We start from the raw sequence: 18,920 nt of genomic DNA, 5'->3' as shown, positions 1-18,920 counted from the left end.
TTTTGACATGAGATTAAACGCCTGAGCGAGTACTTAAATTCCCAACAACAGAGAAGACCAGGTACACAGGGATGATCAGCGGCAGGGCCGCATCCTGGAGTACAGCAAGCAGACCTATTACGACCAGCATCAGGAGGTATTTCCATTTGTTTTCAGCCCAACTGACCCCTTTAAATTTGAGAGCTATGAGTGGTAAATTGGCCACAAGGAGCAAACTAGAAACAAGTGTGAGGAGCAATAACCCTGATATGGATAGGGAAAAAGTGGCTGGCAAAAAGGTAAGGGAGGTGATTAGTACGGTATTAGCGGGGGTGGGCAGCCCAATGAAATGATCTGTCTGTCTGTCATCGATATTGAAGCGTGCGAGCCGGATGGCAGAAAACACGACAATCAGAAGCCCGGAAAATGCCAGGTACTCATTAGTGGGCTGCTGCTCCCGGATGAGCATGACCATGTACAGGGCCGGCAACAGCCCAAATGAAATCATGTCAGCCAGTGAATCCAGTTCCTTGCCTATGGGCGATTGTACACCCAGGATACGGGCAGCAAATCCATCCATGAAATCAAAAAGCCCGGAGACGATGACAAAGTAGGTGGCCAGATGAAAGTCACCTTGCAGAATGGTAATGCACCCAAGGGCACCTGTAATCAGGTTGAGGCAGGTGATGAAATTTGGAATGTGCTTTTTCATGCGCCTTTGATGAAAGGATTATTTGCCTTTTCATAACCCACGGTGGTTGAGGGGCCGTGCCCGGGGAAAACCTCCGTTTCTTCAGGCAGGGCGTAGACCTTAGTTTGTATGTTTTTCAGGAGCTGTGCGTGATTACCCCCGGGGAGGTCGGTTCTCCCTATGCTTTCGCGAAAGAGCACGTCCCCACCAATTAGCTTCTTCTCTCCCTCATGAAAAAACACCAAATGACCGGGAGAATGCCCCGGAACGGAAATGCATTGCAAGGAGGTCTCACCGAAAACAATATGGTCTTTCTCTGTCAGGAGCCGATCAGGCTCTGCTTCACTGTATTGATGAATCCCCCACTGCGGTGCGTAAGCTTTCACTGCCCTGAAAATCTCCAATTCGTCCCCGGGCAGCCAAAGCGGACAGCCAAATGCCAGTTTCATATCGTAGTTTCCCAGCACATGATCTATGTGGCAGTGAGTGTTCACGATCGCCTTGATTTGGATTCCGGTTTTTTTAACAAAATCCGTCAGTTCTTCCTTTTCGTAAGACTCATAGCAGCCAGGATCTATGATGACCCCTTCCATACCGGCATCCCACAAAACGTATGTGTTTTCGTAGAAGGGGTTAAATACGAATGATTTAATTTCCATTTATTCAGATTCAATGGTTCAGTATGATGCAAATTTGTGAAAAATAAGTTTAGGCAGTGGAGAAAGTCGATTATTTGATTGTGGGGCAGGGAATAGCAGGTAGTTTGCTTGCTTATGAACTGATGCAGGCAGGGCAGCGGGTGTTTGTGCTGAATGAAGAAAAGGAAACTACCTCATCCAATAAGGCAGCGGGTATCTATAACCCGATCACGGGCCGAAAGCTGGTGAAAACCTGGCTGGCTGATGCGTTGTTTATGGAATTGGAGGCGTACTATCTGGGCCTGGAGCAAATATTGGGCACTCATTTTGTCTACCCCATGCCCATTTACAGACCTTTTTTCAGCTTTGAAGAGCAGAATGACTGGTCAGTGAAAGCTTCAGAGCCGGAGTACGCTCCTTACGTAAAAGAATTGCGGGCCAGGTCTATGCAGCTTCCGGGAGTGATTGATCCTGTGGGAGGTTTGGTGTTGGACAAGTGTGGGTATGTCAATCTGCCAGTCATGCTCCGCCACATCAAAAAGTATTTTCTGGATAAGGGAGCTTACCGGGCCGAAGTGTTTCAGTACGACCAGATGACAATAAATGAGCGGGAGGTGACGTATAAGGATATCGTGGCAGAGCGGGTGATTTTTTGTGAAGGGCCTATGGCTGTAAACAATCCTTACTGGAATGAGTTGCCATTTAAGTTGGTAAAAGGTGAAATTCTTGAAGTGGACAGCCCACTGCCCACTGATCTGATCCTGAACAGAGGGGTGTTTGTGCTTCCAAAAAACGGTCACTTCAGTGTGGGGTCCACCTACGACCACACGCAACTGGACTATGAACCGTCGGTCAGTGGAATCAAAAACCTCAAAGACAGGTTAGGTAAATTGTATCAGGGAGAATATACAGTCGTTTCAACGTCAGCTGGTGTTAGGCCAGCCACATTTGACCGACGGCCGTTCATAGGGTTTCATCAGGACGAACCTCAGATAGGCATATTTAATGGGTTTGGAACAAAAGGCGTTTCATTAGTTCCATATTTTGCCCGCCAATTGGTAAATTACCTAAGCGGGGTTGGTGAAATAATTCCCGAGGTGAACGTAAGCAGAGTGATTAAATGAAAGGGTTCTTATTGACAATTGTGATGGTGATGTTAGCGACGGTTTCGGCTGTGGCTCAATACTATCATACCCCATTTGGACATAACCGAATTCAGTACAAGCGATTCGACTGGTACTATTATTCCACGAATAACTTTGAAGTATACTACTACCCCGGAGGTCAGGAGTATGCCAACGAGGCGTTGAGTTTTCTGGAGAAGGAGTTTGTGGAGCTCACCGATATTCTGGGCTATGCGCCCTACACCAAGACTAAAATATTTATCTATAATTCTATTCAGGATCTTCAGCAGAGTAATATTGGCATTGGCGGGGACGTCTTTACCATTGGGGGAAAGACCGATTTTGTGAAACTTCAGGTGGAGTTGGCCTATCCCGGTCAGGCTTATGAGTTTAAGCATGAAATGATTCATAAGCTCTCGCAGATCCTGATCAATGACATGATGTTTGGCGGTAGTCTGGCGGAGATTTTCCAAAATTCCTATCTGCTCTCCCTCCCGGAGTGGTTCATCGGAGGAGCGGCTCGCTACCTGAGTTACGGATGGTCTCAGGAGATGGACGATTACGTGAGAGATTACCTGAACCGCAAAAAAATTAAGAAACTGGTGAAAATCCAGAACGAAGAAGCGGAGATTATTGGTCAGTCTATCTGGAACTACGTCGCCATCAAATATGGGAAGAGCAATATTTCCAACATTCTCAACCTTACCCGGATCATCCGCAATGAGGAAAACAGCATTTCCAGTACCCTGGGAATTTCCTTCAAGGATTTCCTGAGCGACTGGCAGAATTACTATATGCTCCAGCGGGAGGAGATCGGAGAGAATTATCGGGGGCCAAAACAGGAAGATATTGTCGCCGGATTCAGGAACAAGGACATCACCCTTTCTCATGTGAAGATGAATGCCGATGGGGATAAGGTGGCCTATGCATACCACAAAAACGGTCGGTATGAGGTGAATGTATTCAACCTCACCTCGGGCAGGGAGTCCACTGTAGTGAGAGGAGGCTATCTGATCAATGATCAGGACATAGATTATCACCTGCCACTGCTCGATTGGCAGGACAATCAAACGTTGGGGGTTCTGCTTTACAAGAGAGGCTATTTGTATCTGAACACCTATGACGTCAATACCGGAGATAAATTTCAGAAACCCCTCAATCGTTTCAGACAGGTAGAGAGTTTTTCCTTCAACGATAATGGGAAACTGGCCATTATCAGCGGGGATGTGGATGGTCAGAATGATTTGTTTTTGATCAGTATGCGGCGCAATGCCCTGAAGCGAATTACCACAGATCTGTACGACGATCTCGATCCCGTGTTTATTCCAGGTACCTCCACCATTGTATTCAGCTCCAACAGAGAGTCTGATTCAGTAAAAGTTTCCGGCTCCAAGTCTACACTGGAGGCTGTGGGGAATAATTACAACTTGTTTGTCTACAACCTGGACACTACCACCACCATGTTTTACCGGCTGACGAATACCTATAGCGTAGACCGCAAACCGATAGCCAAAAATCAGAATGAAATTTTCTACCTCAGTGATCAGAAGGGCATTACTAATTTGTATAAATACAGTCTGAGAGACTCTACTTTCGTGCAGGTTTCTGACTTTCACTATAGCATCATCGACTATGACCTGGCTTTCAATAACCCTGATAAGATCAGCTTTATGATGTTGGATGAGGGCCGGCCAAAAGTTTTTGTGGAGTCTCCGTATGATCTCAACCGGCGTATTTTCACCCCACAGACAGGGCGCCAGCGATTGCAGCAGGCCCGGTTTATTGCTGCCCGGCTACCTCAAAGAAAGAAGCCAGAGCCAGAGCCCATTCCTGAGCCGGAAAGAGAACTGACAGAAATCGATTCATTGGTTCTGCCGGATTCATTCTTCTTTGAAGAAGAGTCTGAGAAGGATGAAGCGGTGGTGGACAAACCCAAGGATGATGGCCTCATCGATACGGACAATTATGTGTTTGAGGAAGATGTGAAGGCAGCGTTCCGTCCGGAATCATTTTTTTCCAGCTACAGAAAACTTGAGCGGGAATCCAGGGTGATCGGCCCGCAGGCTTACGATCCCAGGTTTAGCTTCAATAACCTCATTACTTCCTTTGCCATAGATCCGATCAGAGGGTTTAGCATCCTGCTGGAGACGGAGATTAATGACTTGCTGGAAAACCACAGACTCAATGGGGGCGTGCTGACCAATACGGACCTGAGAAGTGCCAACATCTACGGAGAGTACCAGTATCTGAAATACTGGATGGATTTTAAAGTGCGATTTGACAGGAATACTTATATCATCGATCCAAATGTAAGTTTCCTGAGAGGCACTCAGGAAGGGGATCTTATTCAGAAGTACACCCTCAACCAGGTGGAGGTAGGAGCATCACTTCCCCTTACGAATACTTTTCGGTTTGAGGTATTCCCTTTTTATGCCAATACGCGATTTTCAAACCTGCAATGGGAAGCTGTGATCCAAAATAACACCGCAACTGTACTTGCTCCGAATAGCATGGTTCATTATGGCGGGGCTCGGGCAGCACTGGTGGTAGATAATACCATCGAGAAAGGTTTTAATATTTACCAGGGTACCCGCGGCCTGATTGAGTTTGAAAACTATCTTGGTTTGAATGAGGTAGAAAAGAGTTTTAGCCGGCTCAATGTAGACCTGAGGCACTATCAGAAAATTCATCGTGAATTCACTCTGGCCGGTCGCCTGTTCTACGGTCGGTCCATGGGGCCCAACCAGCAGAACTACCTCATTGGGGGAATGCAAAACTGGATGTTCAATAGCTATGAAGATCAGGGTGTAAATGATCCCCTGGCCATGTCCAATGCCAAGGATAACTCCAATATCCTGTTTTCCCAATTTGTGACTAATCTCCGGGGGTTTGACTACAATGAGCTTTATGGCACCAACGCTTTAGTCTTCAATGCAGAGCTGCGCTTACCTGTTTTCCGCTATTTTTCAAATGCGCCCATTTCATCCGCTTTTCTGAGGAATTTTCAGCTCATTGGTTTCTATGATTTAGGCACCGCCTGGACAGGAAAGCCACCTTTTACACAGGAAGGAAGTGCTTTCACCAAGAAATATGTGGTAGAAGGGTCTGCCTTCAGTGCAGAGTTGGCCAATTTTCAAAATCCATGGCTGGCCAGTTACGGATTTGGTTTGCGAACTGTGCTCCTGGGTTATTATTTAAAGGTGGATGTGGCCCACCCGATTCGGGACTTTGCAATAGGAGATACCAGAATTCACCTTACTCTCGGATTAGATTTCTAAATTAGCGCATGCTTTATTCAATGACTGGTTTTGGATCTGCCGAGGCAGAGTCCAAAATGTACCGTATAAAAGTAGAGATCAAAACCTTAAATAGTAAGTTTTTGGATCTGGCACCCAAACTCCCCCGAGAGCTTGCGGACAAGGAAATAGAGATTAAAAACCTCATTACACACCACTTGAAGCGAGGCAAGGTGAATCTCGCAATAGAGCTGATTCCGGTAAACCTGGAAGAACCTGCCGTTCACATCAATCAGCAGTTATTCAAAAGTTACTACCGTCAATATGAGCAACTGGCAGCAGAAGTGGATGCCAATCCAAAGGATCTGTTTCGGTTGGCCCTGCACTCTCCTGATGTGATTGTGCCGGATGGGGATAGCAATGAAGTGGACTGGGAAATGGTGCAGGGAGCACTTATGGAAGCATTGGAGAAGTGTAATCAGTTTCGTGCCGCCGAAGGGAAAAGCCTTCAGGAAAAGCTATCGGGCTACCTGGATGGCATAGCGAATGGGCTGGCTGAAGTCACCCAGCATGATCCGCAGCGAATCAGTCAGATTCGTGAGCGCATCACCTCCAGCATTGAAGAGATAAAGGAGAAAACACAGGTAGATCAGAATCGATTTGAGCAGGAGCTCGTCTATTATGTTGAAAAACTGGACATCACTGAAGAAAAGGTCCGGCTGGGAAGACACCTGGAATATTTCAGAGAGGTGATGGAGTCAGGAGATTCTCAGGGTAAAAAACTGGGTTTTATTTCCCAGGAGATCGGACGAGAGATCAATACCATTGGCGCTAAGGCCAATGATGCCGTGATCCAGCGTGCCGTGGTTCAGATGAAGGACGAGCTGGAGAAAATTAAGGAACAAAGTATGAACATTATTTAGACGGGCGCAGCCCGAGTACAAATAAAAAAGCGCGACAGGATGTCATCCTGTCGCGCTTTTTTATGAATAATGCTTCAGATTTAATCGATATCAAACCGGGCCGAAAGATTGGCCCAGTCCATATTCACCACGCCATCTTCTGACAAGCCTATGGTAAACTGTTCACTGAATTTGGCGGATTTCAGAGGGGTAGCTTTCACACGGAGCACATCCTTGCTTTCGTCGTAGTTGTAATGCCCCCACTGGTCCCACGTGCTATTGAAAATCACCACCCATTCATCTTCTCCGGGAATTGTAAACATTGAATACTTGCCTTTTGGCAAAGTATTGTCACCAATTTTCACATCAGCGGAGACTTCAATCCAGGTGGCTTCATTGGCACCGGTTCGCCATACTTTCCCGTAAGGCACCAGATCTCCCCAGATGGTTCGCCCTTTTACCGAAGGCTGACTATAATCTATGGTGATGGTCGTTCCATTCACTGTATTGGTTACCTGAGCAGGTGGACTGGGTCGTTTGCTTTTGTCTTTGTCCTGAGCCACCAGCGTCGATGAGGTGAACCAGATAAAGGCCATGGCCAGGAATACTTTTGAGTAGGTTTTGAATTGTTTCATAAGGGTTTGTTTTTCTAGGTAAACACGTGTTAAACCACTAATGGTTTTCACTTGGAGCCAAAAAAGCCCCGTATTGCGATGGAATGTCTGTAGGATGCTATTTGCGGAGAGGCTTTAGAATGGGTAGAAACAGCTGAAGGCTGCTCAGAAAAACAGGAAATAGTTATATTGTAAAAAAAAATCATCAACCGTATGAAAAAGCTCATTTACCTAACCGTTGCTGCCTTAGTGCTCGTTGCCTGTGAGGGACAGGTCAGTAAAGAAAAAAGACCGCTGGTGAAGGCTATTAATCAAAAGGTAGGCGACATAGATGCGAATCACAGAGTCCGGATCGTAGAAGATGATTTCCACTCCGGCGATTCAGTATATAAAATCCGTGGTTACTTCATGGATGAAAGCCTTCTGAAACTTGTTGGTATTCTGCATACTTCGCACGTGGACAGGGACGATTATTTTTATTTTGAAAAAAATGCTCCCATTTTCAGCGGGCATCTGGTCGTGGAAAAAGACGGGCAAATAGCCTCTGAATATAAGTACTACTATGGGGCTGACGGGCTTGTTGATGAAGCCCTGTTCTGGGAGGATCACTACGAGGTAGGTAAGCGCTTCCCTCATGAACACTTTGAAGAATTCAACCCTGACAAGGATTCGCTGAGGATTGCAGAAGAGGAGAGGCTGTATTTTTTCCTCAGTAATCTTGACATGGAAGGCTTTGAAATCAAACACCTCAATGAAAACCTGGATGCCAATGTCCGAAGGTGAGATCACGATCAGGGAGGCACAGCAAAAGGTGGATCAGTGGATAAAAACCACCGGAGTGAGGTATTTTGGTGAGCTTACGAATATGACCATTCTGACCGAGGAGGTGGGGGAACTGGCACGTATCATGGCTCGTACCTATGGAGAGCAATCTTTTAAAGAATCCGATAAAGGGCGGGACCTGGGAGATGAAATGGCGGATGTGCTCTGGGTATTGATTTGCATGGCTAATCAGACGGGCGTGGACCTGACCGAGGCTCTTCAGAAAAACTTTCAAAAGAAGAATGTGCGGGATGCCACCCGGCACCAGGAAAATGAGAAGTTGAAATAATGGAAGTAACACTGACCACTCCTGCATTGCTGTTCCCGGCCATTTCGCTGTTGCTCCTGGCATACACCAATCGGTTTCTGGCCATTGCAAGTATTATCCGGCAGCTACATACCAAGTATCTCAACAACCCCGAAAGTGTACTGAAAGGGCAGATTCAAAACCTCCGTCTTCGGCTTTTTCTGATCCGAACCATGCAATTTTTTGGAGTGGGGAGTTTGTTTTTGTGTGTACTGGCCATGTTTTTTATCTACCTCAAGGTGGGCGAGTGGGGGAGTGTTATTTTTGGGATCAGCCTGGTCTGTTTGTTGCTTTCCCTGTTTATATCTTTGCGTGAAATACAGCTTTCTACCCGGGCGCTCGAAATAGAGTTGAGCGACATGGAATTGGGCACCAAACCAAAATTTTAAATTTTCATATTATGACCTATCTGGTAATCGGCCGTGACCACAAGGACGGCTTTGAGAGAAGACAGCAAAATCGTGCCGCCCATTTGGAAGGTGCCAAAAAGCTGAAAGAGGAAGGGAAATTACTCTATGCAGTGGCTATCCTTGAAGAGGGCAAGATGGCGGGTTCCGTCATGGTGATGAATTTTGATTCTGAAGCTGAGCTGAATGACTGGAAGGCCAACGAACCTTACCTGACAGGGGACGTCTGGGGTTCTGTAGAGATCACCGAAGGTGCTGTGGCGCCACTTTTCAGCTGATCACCTTCAGGCAACCCTCGGTATAAGTTGGGATGGTGGAGTATAAGCTTTGATCCATGCAAAACTCAATATCCCTTTCCACACCAAATCCTGAGAGCCTTTGAGCATGTGAAGAGGCTCTTGCTATTTTCAGCAGATCAGATTTGTTGGCTTCAAAAAGCTCAAACGCCAGTAGGGCAGCATCTCCGGAAAGCGTATGACTCTCTCCCAGGGCACTGGCCAGGGCCCCGGCAAATAGGGTATCTTCAATGTTCACGGTTCCTTTCCAGCCTGCGCAGTGTACCACCACATCTTTTTGCCGGGTAGCAATATAGTCCTTCAATGCCTGCAGGTTGAGAAAAGCACCAATCAGGATCTCGTCAGCATCAGTGGATGCGAGTATGGTCTTGGTGCCATTGGTGGTGCTCACAGCGATGGACTGTCCTTTGAACTCCTCCTGCATATACTCAAACGGAGAATTTCCAATGTGAAAGCCTTCCACTTTGATGCCTCCGCGCTCTCCGGCAGTCACCATACCCTGCTGGCCCAGGGCAAGACACTCCTCCACACTGGCTACCGGGTGAATGGATTGCACGCCGTAAGCCATTCCTGTGACCATGCATGAGGTGGCCCGGAAGATATCCACTACTACAGCGATCTTACCTTGAAGGCTATATTGATGGATGAGTTCCGGCGTGAGACAGACTTCTATGACGTTCATTTGATAAATGGGGGTTTAGTGACTCTCGCTTCGAGTTGCTTGTTTCTGATGGCAATGAAAATTTTGCTGTCGGGCTGATGGTAGCCTGTGTTCACATAGCCAAGGCCGATGCCTTTATTGAGCAGTGGAGACATAGTGCCAGAGGTCACATGACCAATGCCGTTACCGTTTTCATCTACTATTTCATAGTCATGTCTTGGAATGCCCTTGTCAACCATTTCAAATCCGACCAATTTCCTGGTGATTCCTGTCTCTTTTTGTTTTTTCAGTGCTTCGGCATTCACAAAGTCTTTGGTGAACTTGGTGATCCAGCCCAGCCCGGCTTCCAGCGGAGAGGTCTCATCGGTAATGTCATTGCCGTACAGGCAAAATCCCATCTCCATCCTGAGCGTGTCACGTGCACCCAGGCCGATCGGTGCTATCTCAAATTCCTTTCCCGCTTCAAAAATGGCCTCCCACACTTCCAGGGCATCTTGCTTGTCTACATACAACTCAAATCCCCCGGCGCCTGTATACCCGGTGCCAGAAATGATCATTTCTTTTCCAGCCAATACTCCGGTGGTAAAGTGGTAAAATTTAATAGCTGACAGGTCCACGTCAGTCAGGCGCTGCAGCACCTCCGCAGCTTTGGGACCCTGCACGGCAAAAAGTGCCGTATCAGCCGAAATGTCTTCCATTTCAGCATCAAAGTCATTGTGAGACTTGATCCAGTTCCAGTCTTTTTCGATGTTGGAGGCGTTGACGACCAGCATATACTCTTCCGGCCCAAACCGGTAAACAATCAGGTCATCCACAATGCCACCCTTGTCATTTGGCAGGCAGGAGTATTGGGCTTGTCCGTCTACTATTTTCGAGGCATCATTGGAGGTCACTTTTTGGATCAAATCCAGTGCCTGTGAACCAGTGATCATAAACTCCCCCATATGAGAGACATCAAATACTCCAACGGACTCGCGTACTTTCATGTGCTCCTCTTTGTCTGAGCTGTATCTTACAGGCATCTCAAATCCCGCAAATGGGACCATCTTGCCACCAAGGGAAACGTGTAATTCGTGCAGGGGTATTTTTTGTGTTGTCATGGGGAATGTTTGTTTGGGCGCAAAAATAGGAAAAACTCCTAAAGTCCCACGAAGATCATTTCATCCGTCATATTTTCCGGGCGAATGACCAGGTCAGAGCCTGAGTGGGAAATATGAATAGCATCCGGATCCAGCAGGCCCTGCATGTAGCGATTACCATATTTTTCGGAGCTGGTGGTGGGTGCCAGCGCTTCCCGGTAGCAAAATGATCGGGTAATGATACCCAGCGAACCGGAGAGCAGCCGATAGATATAGACACAATCATTTACCCCATTGTAGATCTCCGCAAAGTACCGGTCATCCGGATTCACCGGGTTCACCTGGCTGGTGGTGAAAACGAGGTAGAGAAAGTTTTCTTCACAGGTGGGTGAAAGGAGCCCTTCAGGGGTTCTAAAGCCCAAAAAGCGCCAATAGGTCATTGCCAGAGGCCGGTCGTTTGGCTGTTTGGAGTTTACGGCACAGTAGCTGATCTTCTCGGCATTGAAGATGTCAATAAACTGAGTAGGCACCCCGTTGATGCTGGGGTCAGCTGGACACGCCGCTTTAATATCTCCTGAGACGTAATAATGCGAGAGAGATTCAGCACCCAGAAAGTTCTTATGGCCTGGAGAAAAGATCAGGAGTGATAACTGGTCATTGGCATCAAACCATTCCAGATAAAAAAAAGAGGTGTCTGGATTGATGACGCGTTTGAGCACCATGTGCTCATTATCCAATACCTGAGCGGATGTTCTCTTCGGATCGAAAAAACTCCTTTCACAGTTCGCCATATTGTCCTGATCACCATGATAGCAGCTGGCCAGGGTTGTCAGACAAACGAGCAAAAGAAGGGATTTTCCAATCATTCCATAATTTAACCATTTGAGAGTTTAATCCCTACCGGACAATGGTCAGATCCGAACCGATCATTGTAGATGTGAGCAGACTGAAGGGTGGGTCCGAGCTCTTTACTCACCAGAAAGTAATCAATGCGCCAGCCTACATTTCGTTCACGAGCCTTGAACTTGTAGTTCCACCAGGAATACTTGACTTCATCCGGATGGAAATGGCGATAGGTGTCTATAAAGCCGGCGTTAATGAGGTTGTCCATTCCGTCTATCTCAGTCTGGGTATATCCTGAGGTCTTATTGTAATTGGCCTTGGCCCGTGCTATGTCCAGTTCTGTATGGGCCACGTTCAGATCGCCACACACGATCACCGGTTTTTTCTCATTGAGGGCTTCCAGGTGTTCCCGAAATACCTTGTCCCAGTCAGCGCGAAAATCCAGCCGCTTCATGCCTTCACCGGAGTTGGGGGTGTAGACAGTGACCAGAAAGAACTTATCAAACTCGGCAGTAATGACCCTTCCTTCCTGATCATATTCCTCTATTCCCAGGTCGTAAGTGACTTCCAGAGGCTCCTGTTTGGTCAGAATGGCAGTGCCGGAGTATCCTTTTTTCTCTTTAGAGGAGTTGAGGTATGATTTGTACTGAGGTAGCAGCTCCAGGGCAGTTCTGGCATCTTCTGGCTGAGCCTTGGTCTCTTGCAGGCACAGGATGTCCGGATCCATTTCCTTGATGTCTTTGAGAAAATCCTTTTTGATGATCGCTCGGATGCCATTCACATTCCACGAAACCAGGTGTAGCTCTGCCATAGGTTTTTTATGCTTTTTGTTATTGGCTCGAAGTTAATACCCTCAGTCAAAATGAACCCGATTATGGTTGAATATCCTCGTACTTAGTCGAGAAGAAATTGCTGGAATAATTCCAGAAACTGGCCTACGTGGAAGCCATCCATCAGGCCGTGGTGTACATGCAATGACACGGGAAGCTTTTTGTTTCCGCCTTCTTCATAAAACTTCCCAAAGGTAAATTTGGGAATACTGTCTTGACATTTGAAGTCGCGGGCATGGGAGATGGCGGTGAAGGGAAACCAGGGGATGGACGAGTAATGAATCACATCAGCTCTGTTGGTGTTCTCACTCATCCTCAGGCCGATTGAGTTTTTGGCGTCATCAAATTCCGCCCGGGCGGCTTCTACAAATTCCTCAAATGTGTCCGTGTAAGGCACAAATGTAAATGCGAAGGTTTTGTCCTCGCGCAACAAAGTAGTGGATGCATGGATTCTTTCGTAAAGCCAGACTTCTTCCCCCTCCATTCGGTACCTGAACGGGATACTCTCATTGATGGCACGGAGGGATTGATAGAGGTAATAGAGGTAGAAGGAGAATCCTTCGGTTTTGGACCTTTGGTAGGCGCTGGTACAGTCCACATGAGTGGTGATCCCAAAGAAGGGTTCGTCAAATCCCTTAAAGAAATGGAAGTGCTCACTTCTATTCCATGAGGTCAGGTCTACGCTTGTTTTTTTGCTCTTTACCGACAAATTTAGGTCTGATTATCCGATTTTGGCACCATTGGGTGCGGCTTGCTCTGGCTGTAGCAGTATCACTTGATTATGTTCATTGTAGATTCCCATCACCAGGCATTCACTTATGAAAGGGCCGATTTGCTTGGGTGGAAAGTTCACCACTGCAATCACCTGCTGGCCTAAAATATCTGAAATTTTGTACAAATCGGTTATTTGTGCCGAGCTTTTTTTAGTACCTATTTGAGGTCCAAAGTTAATTTCCAGTTTGTATGCCGGCTTTCGGGCTTCAGGGAAGTTCTCCACCCTCACCACGGTACCTACGCGCATATCTATCTGTTCGAAATCTTTCCAGGTGATCATTGACGGTTTCAGTTTAAGGATGAAAAAAGGTGTCCAAATTTAGAATTTAGTTTTGATCGGAGCAACCACACCGATCCAGGGAAGGGCCAGGGTGCCGGAGTTGGTATCAGACAAGAGGAGCCCATATTGAAGATTTACGCCTGATAAATTCTGATGACAGATGAGAGAGTACAAGTACAGGTCCGGAAGGGTGTAATTTTCTGAAACCAGGGTAATGTTTTTGGAGATTCTAATGGCGCCACTGAAGGTTACCAGCAGTTCCGGAGTGAGCTCCTCTTCGGCATAGCCTTTACCGGCACCCAGGCTGATGTGAGCGGAGGGGCCACCGACAGAAAGGTCTCCATAGACCATCCCGAAGCTGGATTGAGATTCACCTAAAACCACCCCATTGAGCGCGCCAATCCCCAAATTTACCTTGTCTTTAAGAATCGGCAGGGTCAGTTTTGGAGTAATCCACACAGGCAGACTATTCCCGATAAAGGGCATCATGCCCAACCCCAGGGAAAAATGGTCTGTAAACCCGATGTTGAGTTCATTGAGTATCAACCAGGCATTGCGATAATAGGCCTCTCCTTTTTTTACACCAAAGCCGGAGGATCTAAATAAATAGACGTTAGGAGGATGATACCGGGCATTTGACCCACGGTACCTGGTATTTGACTCACGGTAGCTGTCACCGGACCCACCATAGCGTTCGTCGTTTGTTACTTTCCCTAAGCGTCGTATCACATTGATGTCGTCAAATTTGATTGTTATCTGGCCGATATTATCAGTCTGAAAAAGGATGTATTCGATTTCCTTTTGGACAATATGCCCAACATAGGTATTCCCATCGCGCGTTTGAATTTGATAGCGTGTACTGTCCTGGGCAACTGCCTCAGTGGACGAAAAAAGGGCTGAAAGTATAAGAAAAGCAACCCCAAGTGTATTGGAGTAATGATTAATGGACATTTTCAGGCGGTTGGTTAAGGCTCAAAATTCTTCTGTGATCGGTGAAGTTTCAATAAGACCCTGCTAATCCTTTTTTGGTGGGAAGGGCTGATCAGCTCGGGGTGACGCACTTCCAGGACATGAATGAGTTTTGCGCCATCTTCATGGGAGATTACCGGCATCCATTTCTCAGCATATTGGCCCAGTTGGTTGTCGGGAGCGGAAGTCACCTGCTCAAGGAGTAACGGCCCGATGTCCGCGCAGTATGCATCCTCGGTATATAGGCCAATGAGAATTTTCACGCCATGGTCTCTGGTGATCACACCCCCGCTATCCATCAGGTTCAGAATGACCCCAAGATCATTGAAGGTGGCCGCGTGGTGAAGGAATGAGAATGTGCTCAGTGCCGACATGGCCCGCCATTGAACCTTATTCATGGCATGGTGTAAGAGCATGAACACCGGCTGATAGGCATCTGCTATCATACCGGGATTTTGTTCTCCGATCATCTCAATCACTTTTAATCCGTCCGAGAGTTCATCGGGGTTGGTGGACTCACGGAGTACTTGCAGTATTTCACGAATACTTGCTTCATCTGAGCTGGACAGTATTTCACTGGCGAGTTGCTTGTTAGGGATTTCGTTTGATATTCCCTGCGACCTGGCGAATCTGTGTCTGACGTTCATGTGTTGAAATTAATCAAACAACTCCAGTTGGGCAGGGAGTAGCTGGAAAGTCATGCGATGATGCGGGGTTACACCCTGTGCTTTGATGGCTGACCGGTGAGCCCTGGTGGGATAGCCCATATTGGTTTCCCAACTATATCCCTCAAATTCGAGAGCGAGTTGCCGCATGAGCTCATCCCGGTATGTTTTGGCCAAAATGGAAGCTGCGGCGATGGAATAGTATTTACCATCTCCTTTAATGATGCACTCAAAGGGAATTTCGTTGTGTGGTTTGAACCGGTTGCCATCAATGAGGAGTAGCTCGGGGGTGATTTTCAGCTGGTCTACGGCGCGATGCATGGCCAGGTATGAAGCATTGAGGATATTAATGTCATCTATTTCTCCCGGGGAGGCCACCCCCACCCCAAAACTGATCGCTTCTTTTACTATTTCTATTCTCAGGGTATCGCGCTGCTTTTCCGTGAGCTGTTTAGAGTCGTTCAGTACCGGGTGGTGATAGTCTGGCGGTAGCACTACCGCCGCGGCCACCACTGGTCCGGCCAGGCAGCCACGTCCGGCTTCATCGCAGCCCGCTTCTATTTGGTTTTCCTGAAAATAGGGTAAAAGCATCGCTGTAAAATTATATCAATCTGACTTACTACAGTGGGTTGGTCAAACTAATGTGAAACAGGTGTCCAAGGTTCGTACGCTTTTTCAAAAATGGACACTGCGCTGTATTATTTGGATACACCTGGTGCATGTAAAATGTGAGGCAATAGCTGAAATTTTGTGATTGAAGTGGTTTTATTTTTTTGGCATTGATATGGTAAGGCAGGCCAGAGTTGTTTCTAATGATATTCAATAGCATATGAAATTTATCGCCACAATCATTTTTTTAGTAGCCGGAACATATGTTTCAGCTCAATCGCTCACTCAGACCATCAAGGGTCGTTTAGTAGACCAGCAATCAAAGTCTCCAATCATCGGAGCAACAATATTGGTGAAGGATTCGGAGCCTATGCTAGGTGCAGTGACCGACCTTGAAGGGTACTTCAGGTTGCCGTCAGTGCCTATTGGCCGACATGTTTTGATTTTTTCGTCGGTTGGTTACGAGGTAAAAACACACCCCAATGTGTTGGTCACCTCGGGAAAAGAAGTATATCTGGAGGTGGAAATGGTAGAGTCACTGGTGGAAATGGCCGCGGTGGAAATTGTGGCTTCCAACAAGCAGGATAAGGGTCAGCCAATGAATGAAATGGCCACCGTAAGTGCCATCTCACTGAGTGTGGAAGAGACCAGTCGCTATGCGGCCACATTTGACGACCCGGCCAGGGCGGCGGCCTCACAAGCCGGAGTGACCACCGGTGGAGATGACTTGCTGAATGAGATTGTCATTCGTGGTAATTCACCAAAAGGGATTCTGTGGCGACTAGAGGGCGTGGAAATCCCCAATCCAAACCATTTCAATTCGGTGGGTTCGTCCGCAGGAGGGGTGAGTATGCTCAGTGCCAATGTGCTCAATAGCTCAGATTTTTTCACAGGCGCTTTTCCGGCACAGTACGGAAACGCGACCTCTGGAATCTTCGACCTGAATTTGCGCAAAGGAAATTTTGACAAACAGGAACACTCCTTTCAGGTTGGCCTTTTGGGTATTGGATTGGCCTCTGAGGGGCCGTTGAGTAAGAACTCAAACGCTTCTTATCTCATCAATTACCGGTATTCCACCCTTGCTCTTTTTGAGCACCTCGGGATTGATATCCTCGGCGATCAGGAGGACATTACTTTTCAGGATTTGTCCTTCAAAGTCTTTGTGCCCACTAAAAAGGCGGGGACATTCTCCCTTTGGGGGCTTGGTGGGGCCAATACCTATGGCTATAAGGCGGATACAGTCAACACCAACGACTTCTACTTTGAGGACGAAAGCCAGTGGATGGGGGCGACGGGGCTCACCCATATTGTCTACCTGGGGGCCGATACCTATTTGAAATCCATTGTTTCTTACTCAGGCAACAGAAATGATTACTCTGAAGATTCACTCCGCCTACAGGTATGGTATACCGAAGACTTCACAGAAAGCCAGTTTCGCGTTTCTTCATTCTTAAATCATAAGTTCAATGCCAGAAGCACGCTGAGGGTCGGGGGTATTTACAGCAGACTGGGGTTCAACCTGAAAAGTCAGAGTTGGTACCGGGATCAGGAGCGCTTTATCACCATTTTGGATGAAAAAGGCAATGCGGGGATGTATCAGGGTTTTGCACAGGTACAACACCGGTTTACTCAGGATTTTTCGGTGAATGTCGGCGGGCATCTGACTTATTTTGGCCTTAACCATACGGCCTATGTGGAGCCGCGTGCCGGCATGAGGTGGCAGTTGACACCCAAAGGAGCTTTGACAGGGGGAGTTGGACTACACAGCAGGAAAGAGAGTATCGCGCTATATCTGGCACGTGAATTCAGAGAGGATGGTAGCGCGGTGTATAACAATAAGAACCTGAAATTCACCAAGGCTGCCCATGCAGTGGTCGGTTATGAACTGATGCTGAAACCAGATCTGAAATTGAAGTCTGAGGTCTACTATCAGCATTTGTATGATGTGCCCGTGTGGCCAAATGACACGGTGTCCAATATGGAGGCACTTACTTTTTCATCCATTAACTCCTATGATGGATATACTACTGTGCCGCTTGCCAATAAAGGAACGGGAAGAAACTATGGGGTGGAACTGACCCTCGAAAAGTATTTTACCAACAACTATTACTTCATGACCACAGGGTCGCTCTATCAATCCAAATACACAGCCATTGACGGAGTGGAGCGAAACACGGTTTTTAATGGAAACTACATTTTCAACGCCCTGGGCGGAAGGGAATTTGCATTCAACAATGGGCAAAGGGTGCTGAGTATCAACAGCCGATTGATCTATGCTGGTGGAAAAAGGGAGTCTCCCGTGGATATTGAAGCGTCAAGGGCTGCCGGGTATACCATACGAGATTACTCCCGTACCTATGAAGATAAGATACCCGCCTATTTTCGCTTAGACCTGGGAGTGAGTTACAAATGGAATAAAATCAGGTCTGCCACTGTCGTGGCCATCAATGTCCAGAATGTTCTTGGGATCGAAAATGTAGCTTTTACTTACTATGGGGCAGAGACAGATCGGGTGTGGAATGCCACTCAGCTGGGGATGTTTCCCAACCTGAGCTACAAGGTAGAGTTTTGATAACTTTGAATGATGGAGAAAAACCCCTGGAAAAAACAATCGGGTAAGCTGATTTATGACAATCCCTGGATCACCGTGGAGGAAGATATGGTAATCAATCCGGGCGGTGGACTCAGCCAATATGGCAAGGTGCTCTTCAAAGCTTTTGCCATTGGGATCATTCCAATGGATCATGAGGGCAATACCTGGCTGGTTGGTCAGTGGCGCTATACCCTGGGAGAATACTCCTGGGAAATCCCCATGGGCGGTGGCCCTAAATCGGAACCAAAGTTGGAGTCTGCCAAAAGGGAGTTGAAAGAGGAGACCGGCCTGTCTGCCGGAAAGTGGACTGAATTGTTGACAATGCACACCTCCAACTCTGTAACCGATGAGGTGGGATATGCGTTTGTGGCAGAGGATCTCACCGAAGGTGAAACCTCTTTTGAGGAAACCGAGGATCTCAGGATATGGAAACTTCCCTTTTCTGAGGCTCATCAGATGGTACTGGATGGGGAGATCACCGACAGTCTGAGTATGGTGGCCATACTCAAGTTGGGGAGAATGCTGCGGATTTAATGACCCGGTGAGTTCCCCTCATTTCCTGACGGATTGGTTTTCTATTTTTGCCACCAAAAAAAAACAA

General features: G+C 47.2%; 21 protein-coding genes. 9 read left to right on the top strand and 12 right to left on the bottom strand.

Annotated elements, in window-relative coordinates; translation table 11 throughout:
• Window positions 1-13 precede the first annotated feature (13 nt).
• Together pssA and RIH33_RS14240 are read right to left on the bottom strand one after the other, a co-directional pair.
• Window positions 14-691 carry a CDP-diacylglycerol--serine O-phosphatidyltransferase gene (gene pssA / locus RIH33_RS14245; protein ID WP_406650984.1) on the bottom strand — a complete coding sequence of 226 codons (678 nt, stop codon included), beginning with the start codon at window positions 689-691 and terminating at the stop codon, window positions 14-16.
• A complete protein-coding gene (locus RIH33_RS14240) occupies window positions 688-1,329 on the bottom strand; it encodes an MBL fold metallo-hydrolase (protein ID WP_406650982.1) in 642 nt (213 codons plus the stop codon). Before RIH33_RS14240 ends, pssA begins: the two co-directional genes overlap by 4 nt.
• Window positions 1,330-1,385: 56 nt before the next feature.
• Between RIH33_RS14240 and RIH33_RS14235 the strand changes: the two genes are divergently transcribed.
• The 3 genes from RIH33_RS14235 to RIH33_RS14225 are packed head-to-tail and all read left to right on the top strand — an operon-like array spanning window position 1,386 to window position 6,591.
• On the top strand, window positions 1,386-2,432 hold the full coding sequence (locus RIH33_RS14235) for an NAD(P)/FAD-dependent oxidoreductase (RefSeq protein WP_406650981.1): 1,047 nt from the start codon (window positions 1,386-1,388) through the stop codon (window positions 2,430-2,432).
• Window positions 2,429-5,710, top strand: coding sequence for a translocation protein TolB (locus RIH33_RS14230; protein WP_406650980.1), 3,282 nt, complete (start codon window positions 2,429-2,431; stop codon window positions 5,708-5,710). The genes RIH33_RS14235 and RIH33_RS14230 overlap by 4 nt, the downstream gene beginning before the upstream one ends.
• A gap of 8 nt (window positions 5,711-5,718) precedes the next feature.
• Window positions 5,719-6,591, top strand: coding sequence for a YicC/YloC family endoribonuclease (locus tag RIH33_RS14225; protein ID WP_406650979.1), 873 nt, complete (start codon window positions 5,719-5,721; stop codon window positions 6,589-6,591).
• 80 nt (window positions 6,592-6,671) lie between these two features.
• On the opposite strand, the gene RIH33_RS14220 is transcribed toward RIH33_RS14225, so the two are convergent.
• Window positions 6,672-7,205 (bottom strand): DUF2911 domain-containing protein, encoded by a 534-nt coding sequence (locus RIH33_RS14220; RefSeq protein ID WP_406650978.1) that lies wholly within the window; start codon window positions 7,203-7,205, stop codon window positions 6,672-6,674.
• Between the two features lie 192 nt (window positions 7,206-7,397).
• Between RIH33_RS14220 and RIH33_RS14215 the strand changes: the two genes are divergently transcribed.
• The 4 genes from RIH33_RS14215 to RIH33_RS14200 are packed head-to-tail and all read left to right on the top strand — an operon-like array spanning window position 7,398 to window position 8,998.
• Window positions 7,398-7,967 (top strand): hypothetical protein, encoded by a 570-nt coding sequence (locus RIH33_RS14215; RefSeq protein WP_406650977.1) that lies wholly within the window; start codon window positions 7,398-7,400, stop codon window positions 7,965-7,967.
• Between the two features lies 1 nt (window position 7,968).
• A complete protein-coding gene (locus RIH33_RS14210) occupies window positions 7,969-8,295 on the top strand; it encodes a nucleotide pyrophosphohydrolase (protein ID WP_406651013.1) in 327 nt (108 codons plus the stop codon).
• The gene (locus tag RIH33_RS14205; RefSeq protein ID WP_395418529.1) at window positions 8,295-8,702 is read left to right on the top strand and encodes a DUF2721 domain-containing protein; all 408 of its coding nucleotides are present in this window, start codon (window positions 8,295-8,297) and stop codon (window positions 8,700-8,702) included. The genes RIH33_RS14210 and RIH33_RS14205 overlap by 1 nt, the downstream gene beginning before the upstream one ends.
• A gap of 11 nt (window positions 8,703-8,713) precedes the next feature.
• Window positions 8,714-8,998: a YciI family protein gene (locus RIH33_RS14200; RefSeq protein ID WP_406650976.1), complete on the top strand. Its 285-nt coding sequence runs from the start codon at window positions 8,714-8,716 to the stop codon at window positions 8,996-8,998.
• Here RIH33_RS14200 and RIH33_RS14195 read toward each other — a convergent pair.
• The 9 genes from RIH33_RS14195 to RIH33_RS14155 form a co-directional block, all read right to left on the bottom strand.
• Window positions 8,991-9,698, bottom strand: a complete 708-nt coding sequence (locus RIH33_RS14195) for a 2-phosphosulfolactate phosphatase (protein ID WP_406650975.1) — start codon at window positions 9,696-9,698, stop codon at window positions 8,991-8,993. The two genes, RIH33_RS14200 and RIH33_RS14195, sit on opposite strands and share 8 nt — an antisense overlap.
• Window positions 9,695-10,777: a glycine cleavage system aminomethyltransferase GcvT gene (gene gcvT / locus RIH33_RS14190; protein WP_406650974.1), complete on the bottom strand. Its 1,083-nt coding sequence runs from the start codon at window positions 10,775-10,777 to the stop codon at window positions 9,695-9,697. The genes RIH33_RS14195 and gcvT overlap by 4 nt, the downstream gene beginning before the upstream one ends.
• 38 nt (window positions 10,778-10,815) lie before the next feature.
• On the bottom strand, window positions 10,816-11,622 hold the full coding sequence (locus RIH33_RS14185) for a hypothetical protein (RefSeq protein ID WP_406650973.1): 807 nt from the start codon (window positions 11,620-11,622) through the stop codon (window positions 10,816-10,818).
• An 8-nt stretch (window positions 11,623-11,630) separates the two neighbouring features.
• Window positions 11,631-12,410, bottom strand: coding sequence for an exodeoxyribonuclease III (locus tag RIH33_RS14180; RefSeq protein WP_406650972.1), 780 nt, complete (start codon window positions 12,408-12,410; stop codon window positions 11,631-11,633).
• 83 nt (window positions 12,411-12,493) lie between these two features.
• Window positions 12,494-13,138 (bottom strand): CatA-like O-acetyltransferase, encoded by a 645-nt coding sequence (locus RIH33_RS14175; protein WP_406650971.1) that lies wholly within the window; start codon window positions 13,136-13,138, stop codon window positions 12,494-12,496.
• A 12-nt stretch (window positions 13,139-13,150) separates the two neighbouring features.
• Window positions 13,151-13,483 carry a tRNA-binding protein gene (locus RIH33_RS14170; RefSeq protein WP_406650970.1) on the bottom strand — a complete coding sequence of 111 codons (333 nt, stop codon included), beginning with the start codon at window positions 13,481-13,483 and terminating at the stop codon, window positions 13,151-13,153.
• 39 nt (window positions 13,484-13,522) lie between these two features.
• Window positions 13,523-14,434, bottom strand: coding sequence for a hypothetical protein (locus tag RIH33_RS14165; RefSeq protein WP_406650969.1), 912 nt, complete (start codon window positions 14,432-14,434; stop codon window positions 13,523-13,525).
• Between the two features lie 14 nt (window positions 14,435-14,448).
• Window positions 14,449-15,099, bottom strand: coding sequence for a hypothetical protein (locus RIH33_RS14160; protein ID WP_406650968.1), 651 nt, complete (start codon window positions 15,097-15,099; stop codon window positions 14,449-14,451).
• 9 nt (window positions 15,100-15,108) lie between these two features.
• Window positions 15,109-15,708: a ribonuclease HII gene (locus RIH33_RS14155; protein ID WP_406650967.1), complete on the bottom strand. Its 600-nt coding sequence runs from the start codon at window positions 15,706-15,708 to the stop codon at window positions 15,109-15,111.
• A gap of 238 nt (window positions 15,709-15,946) precedes the next feature.
• Between RIH33_RS14155 and RIH33_RS14150 the strand changes: the two genes are divergently transcribed.
• Together RIH33_RS14150 and RIH33_RS14145 are read left to right on the top strand one after the other, a co-directional pair.
• On the top strand, window positions 15,947-18,298 hold the full coding sequence (locus RIH33_RS14150) for a TonB-dependent receptor (RefSeq protein WP_406650966.1): 2,352 nt from the start codon (window positions 15,947-15,949) through the stop codon (window positions 18,296-18,298).
• 12 nt (window positions 18,299-18,310) lie between these two features.
• A complete protein-coding gene (locus RIH33_RS14145; protein WP_406651012.1) occupies window positions 18,311-18,853 on the top strand; it encodes an NUDIX domain-containing protein in 543 nt (180 codons plus the stop codon).
• The last annotated feature ends 67 nt before the right edge of the window (window positions 18,854-18,920 follow it).

This window comes from Marinoscillum sp., assembly GCF_040222955.1.
Lineage (GTDB): Bacteria > Bacteroidota > Bacteroidia > Cytophagales > Cyclobacteriaceae > Marinoscillum.
The sequence above is the reverse complement of the archived record's forward strand: the minus strand, read 5'-3'. Positions and strand labels throughout refer to the sequence as shown.